We start from the raw sequence: 14,872 nt of genomic DNA, 5'->3' as shown, positions 1-14,872 counted from the left end.
AAGCCAAACTCGAATCCTGCCCATAAGAGCGACCGAATAAAGTAATACAATTCAAGTGAGTTGTCTAGGCACTGTACGAAAAGTACTGTCGTAGACACCGCCGCCAGCAGGCCAACGTGACCTTGGCGGCATAACTTTTCGCGAGCTTGCAGTAGCGTGTCGCCAAGCGGCGATGCTCCTTCAGCCAGCCAAATAGTCCCTCGATAACGTTGCGTTCTCGGTACTTGGGTTTGTCGAACAGACGCGGCAATCCAGGCTTCGGTTTGCGCTTCATGATTCGGTAGGGAATCACGGGCTGCATGCGATACCGGTCGCAATATTGCCGCAGCGATTCGGCGTCATAGCCTTTATCCGCTATCAGCTTGCGGCATCGCTTACGGGGCCTGCCTCGTTCGGTGGGAATGTGAACACCGTCCAGCAAAGGCTGAGCATGGGAAATATCGCTGGCTTGGCCACCGGAGAGGATGAAATGCAATGGCACACCTCGGGTGTCGCAGTTCCTATGAATTTTCGTTGTTAGTCCACCCCGGCTTCTTCCGAGTGCGTGGTCCGTTGGTTCTTCTGTCCCCTTTTTTGCCTGCTCCAGATTAGGCCCGGGTCGCTTTGACTGCGGTTGAGTCAATACACCATGTGTCCAAGTCGATCAGGCCTTGGACGTTGAGTTTGACGTGTAGGCGCTTGAGCATTTTGTTGAAGGTGCCCTGGTTTCGCCAATCTCGGAAGCGCTGATAAACCGTGGACCACGGACCGAACCGCTCCGGCATGTCTCGCCATGCGGCGCCAGAGCAAAGCACCCACAGCACGCCATTGAGCATCAGGCGACCATCAGCTCTTGGGCGTCCGGTGCGCCGATGCGCAGCAAAAAGATCGGCGACTATTTCCCAGTCTGCGTCGGAAAGTTCGTATCGCTTGGGCATGGCAGAATCCTTCGCCTAAAAGGCGAGAACTCTACGGAAAATCAGGCTTTCAGAGGCTCTGGTGGCGTTTCAAAGGTTATCATACAGAGCCTAGGAAACCAGGGGCGATTCAGTTCTTCGAAAAAACCAAGTACCAGAAGGGCAACGTCATCAAGCGCCTGCTCGGTTAACTGAAAGACCATCCCGCTTAGCGAGCCACAACGGCAAGTTCGAATTACGCCGCCATGGTGACATTGGCCTGCTAGCGGCGTGTTTATGATAGTACTATTCGTAAAGTTTTCAACCCATAGTTTTCTCATACCATAGATCAAGCAAATCTTCGTATTCCTTAAGCACACTACTCCAAGTGAAACGCTCGTTAAATCTAAGGTGAGCAGCAGTTTTTAACTTTTTCAAACTAGAACTGTCTTCCAATAGATCGCTAATTGCTTTAGCGCAACCAGCCTCATCCTGAAAATACTTTGCTGACTCTTCAGCCACCCATCGATTGAATGGGTTATCATGAGCCACAATGGCACAGTTTGCCCCTAAAGCCTCAACTAAAGAAGGATTGGTCCCACCGACACGATGGCCATGTAAATAGAAGCGGCAGTGAAAACGTAAAGCTTGTATAACTGCCGGCTCATAGATAGCACCAGGAAAAACAACCTCCGCACTTGCAGAATCCATGACCAAACGATGGTAGGGATTTTTTTCAGGTGAGTAATTTCCTAAAACCAATAATATATGTCCTCGCTCTTTAGAACTAAAAGCCCGTACCATTTCAAGTATTGAGTTTTCAGGCTCAGGTCTTGCTATTATTATTGAATAGCCGCCTGAGTTGAGCGAAAAACGCTCTAAAAGACGAAGATCGCCAGATGCAACATCGTCCCCACCATACGGAATCATTGTGATCTTAGAGCGAGATACACGCGTTGATAAATGATCTTCAATTCTCGGATGATCTGCAATCAGGTGATTCCCTACCCAACACCCGATTCGCTCATTCAACCAAAACCAAGCTTTTGCGATCCCTCCCCATTTATCTCGACGCCACTCAATTCCGTCCATATTTATTATATTGACTTGCCCTTTTACTCTTTGAAGAGTGTTAAATATCGCGGTGTTGTAGCCTAGTGTTAAAAACAAACCATGCTGATTAAGAGCATTTTTGGTGGCATACCAGTCAAAAAGTACCGTTCCCTTAGCCCCGGATTGACTTACAGGTATATGAATACGTTTGACCCCCCTCCACTCGCTTTCCCAAGAAGCTCCTTTACCCTCTTCTTGGCAATAAACGGTAACAGACCACCCTTGAGCTACCAAAAAGAGCGAAAGTTTTTCTGCAAACGTTTCAAAACCACCGTGCTGAGCCGGAACCCCACGAGTCCCTAAAATGAACAATTCTTTTTTCATAAGTAGTTTTATTGAACCGCTTTAATTATATTTTTTTCAAAATTTTTCATATCAAATTCGTTCGCTTTTTGATATGCAGACCTGGCGAGGTTTTCGTAGTGCGTACGGTCAGCCGCCAACATCATAATTGTATCAGCTAGTTTTTCTGTCTCATAGGAGCTTATTAGATAGCCTTGCTTTCCATCTTCTACAAACTCTGCCGGTCCTCCAATAGGGGGGACAATTACTGGCAAGTGATACGCCATACCCTCTAAAACAGTTAAACCGAAAGTCTCAATCCACTCATCTGGCCTGGACAGATTTACAAGAAGTGAGGCACGCTCATAAAACCTAGAGACTTCTACTTGTCGAGAGTAGACGGCCACATTATGAGGTAAATCTCGCAACATAATGGAAGATTCAATTTCCTCACAATCCGCATTCAGTACTAACGTAAAAAAAACATCCTCGCACGCCTGCATATGACGTGCAAGCCTTATGAACTCGATAACTCCCTTATAAGTCTTTAACGAACAAACCATCAGAACGTTAAATTTATCGCAGCCGTCTTTCTGACGAAAATTGTTTTTCAACTCTACACAATCCAATGCATTATAAACTACGACCTGAGGTATACTTCGAAACCTCTCCACGGCACTCAGGTATTTGGAGACAAATATTACTTTCGAGGCACAAATTTGAATTACAGCCCTGAGCGTATTTTTTAAAATCCTTGGTCGTAGTGATGTTTCATGAACATGATAAACAACCTGTTTCCGCATTAAGTACGCCGCCACTGCCGCTCCACACGGCATCATTGTATTAACGTAAAATACTACATCTCTATGAATATAGCGAAAGCAATAAAAAAACAGAAATACCTGAGAAACAACATAAAAAAGCAAGGTCAACGCTTTATTTTCCGAACGCTTATAAAATATTGAGCGTCTATTACCAGGTAAATTATCCAGAAAACCTTCACGATGATTGCTTGTCAACAACTCAATACTATATCCGTGTGCATGGAGCGCCTTAATAGAATGTGCTAACACCTTGGGACTACCACTTCTATCATTAAATAAGTGAACAAAAACAAAGGTTTTCATTTTCAAAACCTACTCCGTAAAAACTTTGCTGGAACTCCTCCATAGATAGAGTTTGCCAGATATCGGCCTTGCGTCACCAACGCACCTGCAGCAATAATGCATCCATCTTCAATCAATGCTCCATCCAGAATGGTTGCTTTAGCTCCAATCCAACACCCACGCCCCACCTTAATTCCGATATGCGATACGCCTTGATCTCTAATAGGCAAATCTGCGGACTGATAGTTATGATTTTCGGCATGGAACGAAACATAGTTCCCCACAATAGTATCATCACTAATTTCTATACCACCGGCACATCCCAAAAAGGAATTTGAGCCTATACCTACATTATTACCTAGCACTAAACCTTGACCGATATGTCTGATGCTTCCAGTGCATTCAATAATAGTCCTCTTCTGTATGGATACGTGATTTCCAAACACTACACCATTGCGTGAAAGCGCATTTATTATACAGTCATCACCAATACTAACAGATTTACCGAATTTTAAACTCGACACTGACCAAAGACTAACGTTCTTACCTAATAGAACGAAAGCCCTCAGCCTAAAAAGCCCTCGCATACAGCTAAACGCATATGACCAAAGCATTTTTATTAGGTATGCATCGTCCACAGCTGGATCAACTTTGAAGTCCCGGCCCTTGATAAGTGCGGCCAAGTAGTTCACTATATTTTTAATTATTTTCACTTCAAAAACCTTATATCTCGGTAACTAACAGCCAGTTTACACCGCAGTAAGAAGTAATAGCTGCGCATCGCAATTTTAAAAGCACGCGACCTTTTTTCAAACATAATATTAATGGCATACAAATTATCTCTCCATCGAAAGAGAGCTCTATCCGCAGTTTCAATAGACTGCTCTGAGAGGCTATGCTTTAAAACAGATGGGCACACATAGATAAATTCATAGAATGACTCATAACGAATAAAAAAGTCGGTATCTGTACCATAAAAATTTAGTCGCTCGTCATACAACATATTATTTCGCTCATAAAAATCCTTTGTAATTACTATGCCACTATTTATAGCTAGCAAATTATTGGATGAGACAACCCCTTCGGTAACTTGATCGATCACATAGCCTTTAAATAAAAATCTACGCCCAGGGCTAACAATTTTCCCTGCCGCAGAAATATTGGGAATTATACAGCCGAAGGGCTCGGTATAAACCTCCCTACCTCTTAATACAGAGCAAGTATGCTCCAAGTCGTATGTACTGTAATCAGTGTCATCGTCCGACAATAACAGCGCGTCAGCTCCATCAGCAAAAGCAAGCGCCGCCACATCATTGTAGATTTTAGGTAGGGTTGAATTATTGCCCTCAAGCCAGGTAACTTTAGAATGGATGAGCACATCATTTATTTCAGGTGAGTTATTCCATACGTACAGATGAAAGTCGATATCATTGTTTCTATCATCAAACATCTTAAGAAGGCTTTGCAATGCAATCGAATCGACATACGACTTTTTGTATAAGACTATTACAGCAGCAATTTTCATTCGTACGCTCCCACCATTTTTTTTTGCTTTACTGCAACTGCAAATAGTGTTGCATATAAGAACAAGCTAGAATCGAATATATTTGAGAAGTTAGTGACAAATAGCAAAGAGAATGCAGAGGCCATGCTACTAATAAACAACCAGTTATCCTGTTTTCTCTCAAAACATATAAAATCTTTGATATGCATTACAGTTTTAAAGAACATCAATATTACAACCAATCCACCTACAAGACCAAGATCCATCAGAATTGTTGAAAATGAGGACTCAAAGAAAAAATCATAGCCTGGGGCTGCCACGCCTGTACTACCAATGCCATATCCGAATGGTCTCGCGACTATATGATCTATGAATTGCATTAGCATAGGTATCCGCGCCTGAGAAGATAAGTCCCCCCCTCCCCGACTATTAACCTCCAAAACCAGTAAAAAACTGGAGATATAGAGAAGAGCAAACGTTAAAAGATATTTACCTCTCCCTTTCCAGTTTCGGCCAAGTGCTACTATGGTTACAGCAAGTATAAAAGCCAGAACGGGATTTCTAGTTTTTGTTAGATACAACCCTAACAAAATAATAATCAGCGCTAAAAAATACGCTATTGAAGTCACTTGTGGTTTTCGGAAAAAAATTGCTGAGTAGCAAAAAATAGCTGGTAACATTAGAGATTGGGACAATGTTAATGGAGAGCCCATTAAGCCAAAAGCTCGAACCTCATCGTCCTTTACAAAATTCCAAATGGAAAATAAATTTTTTCCAACATAAAACTCATAAAAATAAAATACATTAGGATCGCCTTCATAGATATTAGCCACATACAAAGAGTAGACCACATTTATGATGGCAAATATTACAACCACCCAATTGGCAAGCTTCAGATCCCCTGCGGTAAACTGCACTCGAGAACTGACAATGAGAAAAAAATAAAAGCCCCAAAGGTATATATTTTTCAAAGAAAGTAAAATTAGAGAAAGTGATCGCCCGCTTATAATAGAAACAAGTGTAAAAATAGCAATAATGAAGGCATATAACAGTAAGAATCTAACCCAATAGCGATCTAAGCCACAGTTTAGTAGCAATACAACGGGAACCAAGATAATCAAGAAATATTTGCTTGCCTGAAAAATAGCAATAAATATTTTCGGCCCTACTTCATAAGCAGCAACTAGTATATAGGACTCGCACATGAGCCATATCAAGAAAGCCATCATCAAGGCCTTTAAAGCTGCTTCCAATCGAGCAGAGAACATAAATATACTCACTATCTCAAAGTTGAAACTTTATCATATACATTCTCGCTATATTTTCCGCTTTGACATGCATGAAATAAGTCCTTGACAGACTTTCTCTCTTCACTGTATAGCGACGGGTTAGATTTGAAGCATTCAATCCAATTTATAATTTCTTGCCAGCTCGAACATTTTGGTCCGGGAGTAACACTATCGTAGTCATAGTAAAGCTCTCGCTCCTTCGATAGGTAAGCCTCATGGTCAAATGGCGCAAAGATGATGGGTTTTTCAGTTAATAAAAAATCAAAATAAACACTTGAGTAGTCAGTAATTAATATGGCCGCACTAGAGAGAAGCGGATAGATATCATAGGATATTTCCGCATCATCAACAAATATAATGTTGCTTTTATTTTCAACTCTTACAGATCGGTAATAAAAGTGAAGCTTAACGTACAACTTAACATTTAACTTATTTAAGTGCTCATTAATAAAATCCATATCGCGAGCAAAAAAGTTTGTTACATCAAATTCCCCTTCGCCCCTATGGGTCGGCATATACAGCACTTTAAACTCTTTTTCTTTGAGACTTTCGTTAAAAAAAACCTCATTCCGCGGCAAGCCGGTAACTAGCACTTTTTCACTATCGACTCTAAATGCTGTGATAAGATTTTTTTTCTCCTCCTCCGAACTTGCCGTTACAATGGAATATGGCCGCAACTGAGCGTAAGGCATGATAAGCTTTTTAAAAAAGCTCCGCTCTTTAGGTACTGAGTTATTGTTTATTTTATCATCGTAGCCTATTTTCTTCAGTGGATTACCATGCCATAGATTGACTATTAATTTAGGCCTTATATAAAAATTAATATCTTCAGGAGACGTAGATACAACCCCAAACTTTGCTCGCGCCGAAAGATAATACCCCAGCAAACTATAAGTCTTATATGCTCGATATCCTTTAGCGCGAATAAGACGAAGTGTGTGTTTATCTTTCGTTAACCAAACAGCATCAGAATTTGTATTTTTATTTATGTATTCGAACAAATATTTCGGGCTATCTGAATATCTCATACCAAACCAGGACCCAAATATCCACAAATTGTCTTTCTTGGGGATTTTTTGCAGAACCACGTAAATAGGAAGGTTCAATAAGGCCAAAAGTAATTTTTTAATTTTCAATGCGCGCCCCATTATTGCAATTTCTATAAGAATTTTTTAGATTTTACTACTCTATAACATAAAACCACAAGCTCGGAAAACATTATCGCCCCGGCAACATATAATAATTCCTTATTTCCCACAAGATACAATATAATAAACATCAACAGTTGGCAGACACCACCCACCAGTACGCTTCGATTGGCAGACTTTGAGTCCCCCAGTGCGCTTAAAAGTGGATAGCCCAATAATGCGGAAGGAGTGGATATCATAAAGGTAATCATGAAGATCACCAAAACAGGGTAGCTTTTTGAGAACTCGTCACCAAAAATCAAACTCAGCCAAAACTCTCCAGTCAACGTCCCAATAACTACACCTAAGACACATAAAGAAAAACTCGTTACCAATATTTTCTTAAAAAGATAAATATTTTTTGTTTTCGCCATATATGGAAACAAAGCTTGGATTAGTGGTTGAAGCAAAGCTTGAGCTCCTTTATAAAGTTGCTCCGCTGCTGAGTATAGAGCAAGTCCAATGGGACCGGCGACAATACCTAAATAGAGACCTCCACCAACTGTATAGGTAGCTACAGCAGCACGTGACCAAAAGAAATCTACCGACTGCAGAAAAATTAATTTAATAAATCGGGCTTGCGGCCAGATAGGTAAATATTTCAGTCGCCACATAAACAAAAAGGCTAATAGCGTACCGATTGCTTGAGATATAACGTACGCAACAGCAACCCACAAGTAATCGGCTGACGACTTAACGAAGCATAGTACTAAGGCCACATACATTAATTTACTTGAAACCATAAAGATGGTTATCAAGGCCATTTTCTCAATACCCTGAAACAACCAAATTGGTTGAAACGTCTGAAAAAATATCGCTACTGCCATCACTAAAAAAAATAGATGGTACGTATTATATTGCGGTATTATATACGGAATAATCAACGCACATATAATTACTGGGATTAGCAAAAAAAACTTACATAGCAAGACAGCACCAACTATTTTTTTAACCAGATTTTTTTTAGCTGACTTTATTGCAATTTGCCTAGTAGCAGATAAGTTGAACCCAAAATCAGTAATTATGCAGCTTAACTGTACGACCCCTATGCCGAATGCTACAACGCCATAAAGAGAAATTCCGAGAGCTCTCGTTAAGAACGGAATAAGTACAAAAGGCAAGACATAATTTGCCAACTGCATTAGCAGAAGCGCGATCGCGTTACCAGTCAACGTCTTTGATCTAGCCATTAGAACAAGCTCTTAAAGCGAAATAAATTTATAGACTGAAAATCAATTGCAAAAATCAAATTGCACATCCATTTATGTATAAATTCATAGGACCTTAAAAACTTGCACCCCTCGTTAATCAAATCGCTCAACAATGGAAGAAATCAAATCTAATGCTTTTTTCAGATCAGACACATGCGATTTATCTAACGCTTGGAGCGTCTTTTTTATGGCTGTACTAGAAACCCCATCAGTTCGTGGTAAATATATAACCTCACATTGATCTTTCAGAAAGTCAAAATGTCCCTCCCAATCATGTCCCATACCAAAAATCGAAACTCCATACTTTTCTATATCTTTAGTTTTTTGATCCCAGCTTTCCTCTGGGATAGCCAAGTCAACACACCTAAGTCCTGCAACAATTTTTAGCCTATCTTCGAAACTAACAATTGTTTTTTTCCCCTTACCCTCGTTAAACTTATCCGTCGAAACCCCGACAATCAAATAATCACCTAATTCACGAAGTCTGGTTAGGAGATTAAGATGCCCCACATGGAAAAGATCGAAAGTGCCATAAGTTAAAACTATTTTTTTCATCATATCACCGAAAAATACTCACCGACGATTTTTAGCTTTATCAAATATTTGGACATGTGGAATCACTGTGTCCGCGACAAATAAAAATCATTAAAACATGGGCTTGTCGAACTTACGGATTCTCTACAAAAAAGTTCATGCGACCTTATTGCTCGATAGCAATCGCTTTATGGATCCCTTTAGACTCAATTGTAGAAGAGGAAACTTTCTCTATTGTTCTAACACCACCCGATGTATTTAGCATGACGAATCGCAACATTGCCAATACAATACCTAAGCCACAACCAACCGTGAGCCCCAGTATCAATATCATACCTTTTTTAGGCCAAATTGGACTTATAGGATCAACAGCAACCCGATCAACTGTTGCTAATTGAAGAGCACTCATGTCAGTACTAATGCTAGCTAGTCGCGCACGTTCCGCCCTGAGTTTTTCAATACCTTTAAGGAAAAGTTCTTCATTTTGTCTAGACTGAAGAACCTGAACATTTCGATTATTTTCCAAAAGTAGTAACTGTTTGCGAATCTCTGCAATTCTAGGCTCCATAAAGTCGTCAGAGTTACGATTTCGCAAAGCTCGTTGCTCAGCCTCTAATGCATCAGTTCCCATAAAGTAAAGAGGGATCTGTTGATTGGTTACTTCCGTGCGAATGATATTGCCAGCAGACTCTATTCCGATCTGCCCCATGCTAGAGGGTGTGGAAGGGCGTTTTAAACCAAGTGTTCGAGCGATACCTATCGCCTCGTTAAGCTGTGCAATGCGATTATCGCGACGCACTTTTAATTGCAGGCGTAATGCACGAAGCTCATCATTCAATTTGGCTCGTTTTAATGTGTCGGCCTCAAGTAACTCAGCGATGCGAGTATCCTTACTCGACGAGTAGTCAACACGCGCCACTTCTAACTTAGCCTCAATTTCCTTTATCCGATTTTGAATAATTACCTGGAGATCTTTAGATATTTGTTGCCGCTCACTTTCGATGGCATATTGAACAAGGCCATTTAAAATAGATTTTCCATCCAATCCATCCGGATAGCGCATTTCCAATCCAACAAACTCTTTTAAAATATTATTTTTTTTTGGATCAGGCTGAATAAGCCTTAATGCTTTAAAGTTGAAATCTTCGAATGCCTGCTCCAAAGTGCGATCATTTTTCATGAACGCTGTTTGTAGTGCAGAGCTAGAACGAAAATACCCCAAGCGGGTATCATAGGAATCAAGCGCCGATCCGACGCGCCTCAATGCTTCATTCGGAGGTAACGAGTAGACCCGTGTTCGGTTCAATTCGTCTAAATCCTTCATGGCCGCAGGTCGCAGTACAGTACTGACTTCATATTCTGGGGTCGTACTGAATGCATACATTGTTGCGGTGATCGTACAACAAACAGCAACAGCCCCGATCAAAAGTCTTTGCCGCCAAACTGATCGGAGCATTGCCAAAAAATCTATTTCGGTGTGAGGAGTCGCATGCAGATTCGGATGAATGCCTATCATGAAGCAGCCTTTCTGTCAACGGAAATCATCCGCCCTGACAGGAAAAGTCATCCGCCATCGCGCGCAGCTAGAGCCTACTAGCTGGAACTATCCCTGTCCGTGCGGACCAAAGGCTAGCATTGTGACAGTTCAGAATCTCGGACGCCAGCAAAACGCTATCGAGTGGCCGTTAGCACCTCACTCTTCTTTCTCCTTGCGCACGCCAGGACCTGTTGTGAGGTATCGCAACAGACCAAGCGCCACTCCCAATCCCCCTCCCACCAACGCCCCCAATACCACGATCAGCAATTTCTCCGGCTTTACTGGCTTATCGGGAGACTCAATAGCCCCATCCTGCCGATATACTTGAATAATGCTGGGATCAATTTCCAGTGATCGGTAGAAGGCCTGCGCCTCTTGTCGTTGTCGTAGGTTTTTAACAAATGGATCATCAGATATGCGCTTCCTCAAGTTATCTATTTCGGCCTCTAAAGCTTTGCTACCTCTCATGTAGGTCAATGAACCATCCATTCCTGCAGACACTTCATTTGCTAGGCTATTTGAAATAATCGGTGGTCGCTCTAATCCGATAGACCTGGCTATCTTTAAGGCTTCGGACAGTTGAATAATTTGGTCCTCGCGCTGTTTTCGAGCGCTTTCAAGAGCTGCGTTAATTTGCTGCTCTAAGTTATTGGCCTTAACTGTCGCATCCGCTTTGACATCCCTAACTACTTCAATACTACTTCGGCGCCCAGCCATTTCAAGATAGAGAACTACCCATTCAGCAGCTAGCTGAGGATTCGACAATTTCGCCTTTACAAAAAAACGACTCGGTGTATCCTTGGATGCTAGCCCCAAGGACAATACTTCTTGAAATTTTCCATACAATTCATCTTGCGACCCGTTACGCTCTTCCTTATTTAAGCTCGGCAAATAAACGCTTCGAAAGAACTCTCGCCGCAATGATTCAGATTGGAGATTTCGCAAATAGATTTCATAAACATCTTTAACAGAAAGCATATTCAAACCAGAGGTCCCACCACGCCCATAGTTCAACTGCGCGATGTCATTCTGTGTAGGCGGCTGAACAAAAACCTTCGCCTCATACACAGGCTTAGCCAGAAACGCATACGCCACCGCAATCGCCGTCACGACCACGGTCGTCACGATTATCAGCACCTTCTGCTTCCACAACCCCTCGATCAGCTCAAAAAGGTCAATCTCGTCACCAGTACTACTCAGGCGCTCAGGTTCGTTGCGCATCTATTCTGTTTTTCCTTGGGTCACGTCTATCCGCATGCTCCGGTAGCCCATCAACCGACCGTCTGTCGGTCACGCGAGCCACTCAACTGAAGCGTAGCGTCAATTTGCCAACACGCTCAAGAATCGCCTTACGCCTTAAGCATTAATCAGCAGTAGAGGGAACCCGACCAAAGAAGTTCCCCGGTTTCCGACCAAAATTCACAGGGCCGCCAGACGGCACCCCGGGATTGTGACGGTCAGCTCACATCCCAACGCCTCGTAGCGTTGCCGCAAGGCTCCGGCCAAGGCCTGCTTCGCCCTCCCCTCTCCATGCACCAGCACAACACGCCTCGTTGGCTCACCCTGGCCCAGGGCAAACTGCACCAACCCTGCCCGGTCCGCATGCGCCGAATACCCTTCGAGCGTCATCACCTTCGCACGTATTTCATAGCGCACTTGATCCAGTTCGACCCATGCAGGCCTCTGCGCGCCACGGCTGGCCTGGATCACCGCACCCGGCGTACCCCTGGCCTGGTAGCCCACGAACATCACTTCATGCCGGGGATCGTCGAGCATGGCTTTCAGGTAGTTGACGATGCGCCCGCCCGAGCACATGCCATTGCCGGCGATGACGATGGCGGGTCGGCCGGTGCTCTTGAGGTAATTGACTACCTGTTGGTGCTTGGCGTGGGTATCGACACAGATCAGTTGGCTGAAGCCCAGGGGCTTACGGCCTTTGCCTAGGCGTTGTCTGGCTTCGCTGTTCCAGTAGTCGTGCAGCTCGCGGTAGGCCTGGGTTACGCGCTGGGCCAATGGGGAGTCGAGGATGATGGGCAGTTGCGACCAGTCCAGCGGGTCGGTGCCGGGGTTTTCTGTTTCGGTCAGGAGGGCCTTGCGGTGGAGGATGTCTTCCAGCTCGTAGAGCAGTTCCTGTGTTCGGCCGAGGCTGAACGCAGGGATGAGGACGGTGCCCTGGTCTGCGAGGGCGCGGTCGATGGCGGCTTCCAGGCGCTGTTGGCGTTCGCTGCGGTCAGGGTGCAGGCGGTCGCCGTAGGTGCTTTCGAGCACCAGGATGTCGGCGCGTTCGGGTGGCTGTACCGGGCGCAAGAGCGGGCTGCCGGGGGCGCCGAGGTCGCCTGAGAAGACGACGCGGGTATCGCTTGTTCGTTGGGGGTAGCGGACGTCGCATTCGACATAGGCAGAACCCAGCAGATGCCCGGCGCGCTGGAGGCGGATGCGGCATTCGAGGGTGGGAGTTCTGGTGACGCTGTGCCATTGCTCGTACGGCAGCGGGACGAGCCGGCGGCGGATGATTTCCAGGAAGCGGGCGATCTCGGCGGGGTCGTTGGAGATGCCGAGGCGGTAGGCGTCTTCGAGGATGAGGGGCAGGAGTTTTGCGGAGGGTTCGCTGCACAGGATCGGGCCGTGGAAGCCTGCGGCCAAGAGTGCGGGGATGCGGCCGACATGGTCGAGGTGGACGTGGGTGATGATCAGGGCCTGGATGCCGGTGATGTCGAAGCCGACGGGGGTGGCTTGGGTGTCGCCCGGGGGTGCGTCGGCGCCTTGTTCGAGGCCGCAGTCGATCAACAGGCTGGTGGTGGCGTCGAGGTGGAGCTGGTGGCAGGAGCCGGTGATGCTGCGGGTGCCGCCGTGGTGTGAGAGGCTGGGGTAGTCCATACCGGTGAAAGCTTCCCTGTCAGGATGTGGGGTGGGCTATTAGTCCATGGGGTTTGGATGCAGTTACAGCGTAGATTTCCCATGTTGGTGTAGGACGCTTCCTAGATTGTTTGGTGGGTGTTTGTCATGGGCGGCTGAGTGGTGCGGCGGTTCGATTTGTTTTGCGATTGGGCAGGGGGCGATATTGATGCTGCCTGGCAAGGGCTTCGCCCTTGATCGCGGGACAAGCCCGCTCCCACAGAGGTGCGTTGTTCTCTGTATCAGCGCAGGCCGAAAGGCTGGGTGATCTACCACAGAGGATCAGCACCGGCTGTTTGTTCTCTGCGCGACAGCGCAGCTCAAAGGGCTGGGTGATCTCCCATAAGAGCAGCGTTAGCCGTTGGTTTTCTGCTTGGAAGCGCAGCCGAAGGGGTGGGTTGTCTTTCAGGGGGCAGCGCTAGAGAGTGCAGGAAGTCTTTGATTGATGGGGAATTGTGGGGCCAGGGGAATGTTGGGGGATGGGAGAGGCCAAGCCCGCACCCACGGAGTCGAGGTGGGTTTGGGCTGTGCGGGAGGTGGTGTCAGTTACCGGACAGGGCGGCCTGGCGGGCGGAGGCGCGGATTTTGCGCTTGCTGCGCAGCACGCCGTAGGCGCCGAGCAGTGGGCCGACGGCGAGGCCGATGACCAGGGCGGCGATGACCAAGACGGCGACTGGGACGGCGGGGGCGGCCCAGCCGAACAGGACCAGGGAGACGGTTTGCTGGTTCTCCAAAACGAAGAACAGCACCACGGCCGCCAACAGCAGCACGAACAACGCCGCCAAGGCGCGCTTGAGGTTACGCATCAGACTGCTCCTTCTGCCCCTCAGGTGTGGGCGTGTTCTTGTTCGTCTTCGTTAACGCGGTCACGCAGTTCCTTGCCGGGCTTGAAGTGCGGTACGTACTTGCCTTCAAGGCTCACCGACTGACCGGTCTTGGGGTTGCGACCTACGCGGGGTGAGCGGTAGTGCAAGGAAAAGCTGCCAAAGCCGCGGATCTCGATGCGATCGCCGGTGGCCAGGCATTGGGACATCTGTTCAAGCATGGTCTTGATGGCCAACTCCACGTCCTTGGACGAGAGCAGCCCTTGATGGGTGACAATACGTTCGATCAGCTCCGACTTCGTCATATTTTTCCCTTCGTTATCAAGCAGCTAGATCATTGCTTAACCAGTTTGTAGCACGCTCTGGGAGATTTGAACAGGGTGGATCTTGACTTGATAAAAAAATTCAAGAATGGGTGGGGCGCGAACCCGAGTGGTAGAGGGACTTGAGCGTAGGGAGGCTGGGTGATGGGCTGGCTGCGCGGGCTGGGCGTGGAAGGGACGTGAACAGTGGCG

Annotated in this window: 13 protein-coding genes and 1 pseudogene; all 14 read right to left on the bottom strand. The window is 45.8% G+C overall.

Annotation, left to right across the window (positions count from 1 at the left end):
* Positions 1-64: 64 nt before the first annotated feature.
* The 14 genes and pseudogenes from IRZ56_RS15680 to ihfB all read right to left on the bottom strand — a co-directional run bounded on the left by IRZ56_RS15680 (position 65) and on the right by ihfB (position 14,662).
* A pseudogene (locus IRZ56_RS15680) lies at positions 65-917 on the bottom strand (IS5 family transposase).
* 279 nt (positions 918-1,196) lie between these two features.
* Positions 1,197-2,312, bottom strand: coding sequence for a DUF1972 domain-containing protein (locus IRZ56_RS15675; protein WP_196145763.1), 1,116 nt, complete (start codon positions 2,310-2,312; stop codon positions 1,197-1,199).
* An 8-nt stretch (positions 2,313-2,320) separates the two neighbouring features.
* A complete protein-coding gene (locus tag IRZ56_RS15670) occupies positions 2,321-3,397 on the bottom strand; it encodes a glycosyltransferase family 4 protein (RefSeq protein WP_196145805.1) in 1,077 nt (358 codons plus the stop codon).
* 2 nt (positions 3,398-3,399) lie between these two features.
* Complete coding sequence (locus tag IRZ56_RS15665; protein WP_196145762.1) at positions 3,400-4,089, bottom strand: acyltransferase; 690 nt, start codon at positions 4,087-4,089, stop codon at positions 3,400-3,402.
* Positions 4,086-4,901, bottom strand: coding sequence for a hypothetical protein (locus IRZ56_RS15660; protein WP_196145761.1), 816 nt, complete (start codon positions 4,899-4,901; stop codon positions 4,086-4,088). The genes IRZ56_RS15665 and IRZ56_RS15660 overlap by 4 nt, the downstream gene beginning before the upstream one ends.
* The gene (locus tag IRZ56_RS15655; RefSeq protein ID WP_196145760.1) at positions 4,898-6,148 is read right to left on the bottom strand and encodes an O-antigen ligase family protein; all 1,251 of its coding nucleotides are present in this window, start codon (positions 6,146-6,148) and stop codon (positions 4,898-4,900) included. The genes IRZ56_RS15660 and IRZ56_RS15655 overlap by 4 nt, the downstream gene beginning before the upstream one ends.
* An 11-nt stretch (positions 6,149-6,159) precedes the next feature.
* Positions 6,160-7,317 carry a CDP-glycerol glycerophosphotransferase family protein gene (locus IRZ56_RS15650; RefSeq protein ID WP_196145759.1) on the bottom strand — a complete coding sequence of 386 codons (1,158 nt, stop codon included), beginning with the start codon at positions 7,315-7,317 and terminating at the stop codon, positions 6,160-6,162.
* An 11-nt stretch (positions 7,318-7,328) separates the two neighbouring features.
* Positions 7,329-8,546, bottom strand: a complete 1,218-nt coding sequence (locus IRZ56_RS15645) for an oligosaccharide flippase family protein (RefSeq protein WP_196145758.1) — start codon at positions 8,544-8,546, stop codon at positions 7,329-7,331.
* Between the two features lie 114 nt (positions 8,547-8,660).
* Positions 8,661-9,122, bottom strand: a complete 462-nt coding sequence (locus IRZ56_RS15640; RefSeq protein ID WP_196145757.1) for an adenylyltransferase/cytidyltransferase family protein — start codon at positions 9,120-9,122, stop codon at positions 8,661-8,663.
* Positions 9,123-9,267: 145 nt separating this feature from the next.
* Entirely contained in the window at positions 9,268-10,617 is a 1,350-nt protein-coding gene (locus IRZ56_RS15635) for a Wzz/FepE/Etk N-terminal domain-containing protein (RefSeq protein WP_196145756.1), read from the bottom strand.
* 177 nt (positions 10,618-10,794) lie between these two features.
* A complete protein-coding gene (locus IRZ56_RS15630) occupies positions 10,795-11,859 on the bottom strand; it encodes an LPS O-antigen chain length determinant protein WzzB (RefSeq protein WP_196145755.1) in 1,065 nt (354 codons plus the stop codon).
* A gap of 198 nt (positions 11,860-12,057) precedes the next feature.
* Positions 12,058-13,515, bottom strand: coding sequence for an MBL fold metallo-hydrolase (locus tag IRZ56_RS15625; RefSeq protein WP_196145754.1), 1,458 nt, complete (start codon positions 13,513-13,515; stop codon positions 12,058-12,060).
* Between the two features lie 560 nt (positions 13,516-14,075).
* Complete coding sequence (locus IRZ56_RS15620) at positions 14,076-14,339, bottom strand: LapA family protein (RefSeq protein WP_196145753.1); 264 nt, start codon at positions 14,337-14,339, stop codon at positions 14,076-14,078.
* Positions 14,340-14,359: 20 nt separating this feature from the next.
* Positions 14,360-14,662, bottom strand: a complete 303-nt coding sequence (ihfB, locus tag IRZ56_RS15615) for an integration host factor subunit beta (protein ID WP_196145752.1) — start codon at positions 14,660-14,662, stop codon at positions 14,360-14,362.
* Positions 14,663-14,872 lie beyond the last annotated feature (210 nt).

Source organism: Pseudomonas guariconensis (assembly GCF_015680235.1).
GTDB lineage: Bacteria > Pseudomonadota > Gammaproteobacteria > Pseudomonadales > Pseudomonadaceae > Aquipseudomonas > Aquipseudomonas guariconensis_A.
This window is presented reverse-complemented; position numbering and strand designations above follow the sequence as displayed.

Bases quoted from the DNA above. Each gene is read 5' to 3' on its own strand.
- IRZ56_RS15655 (WP_196145760.1), bottom strand. From the start codon at position 6,148: ATGTTCTCTGCTCGATTGGAAGCAGCTTTAAAGGCCTTGATGATGGCT.
- IRZ56_RS15645 (WP_196145758.1), bottom strand. From the start codon at position 8,546: ATGGCTAGATCAAAGACGTTGACTGGTAACGCGATCGCGCTTCTGCTA.
- IRZ56_RS15650 (WP_196145759.1), bottom strand. From the start codon at position 7,317: ATGGGGCGCGCATTGAAAATTAAAAAATTACTTTTGGCCTTATTGAAC.
- IRZ56_RS15620 (WP_196145753.1), bottom strand. From the start codon at position 14,339: ATGCGTAACCTCAAGCGCGCCTTGGCGGCGTTGTTCGTGCTGCTGTTG.
- ihfB (WP_196145752.1), bottom strand. From the start codon at position 14,662: ATGACGAAGTCGGAGCTGATCGAACGTATTGTCACCCATCAAGGGCTG.
- IRZ56_RS15670 (WP_196145805.1), bottom strand. From the start codon at position 3,397: ATGAAAACCTTTGTTTTTGTTCACTTATTTAATGATAGAAGTGGTAGT.
- IRZ56_RS15630 (WP_196145755.1), bottom strand. From the start codon at position 11,859: ATGCGCAACGAACCTGAGCGCCTGAGTAGTACTGGTGACGAGATTGAC.
- IRZ56_RS15640 (WP_196145757.1), bottom strand. From the start codon at position 9,122: ATGAAAAAAATAGTTTTAACTTATGGCACTTTCGATCTTTTCCATGTG.
- IRZ56_RS15675 (WP_196145763.1), bottom strand. From the start codon at position 2,312: ATGAAAAAAGAATTGTTCATTTTAGGGACTCGTGGGGTTCCGGCTCAG.
- IRZ56_RS15635 (WP_196145756.1), bottom strand. From the start codon at position 10,617: ATGATAGGCATTCATCCGAATCTGCATGCGACTCCTCACACCGAAATA.
- IRZ56_RS15625 (WP_196145754.1), bottom strand. From the start codon at position 13,515: ATGGACTACCCCAGCCTCTCACACCACGGCGGCACCCGCAGCATCACC.
- IRZ56_RS15660 (WP_196145761.1), bottom strand. From the start codon at position 4,901: ATGAAAATTGCTGCTGTAATAGTCTTATACAAAAAGTCGTATGTCGAT.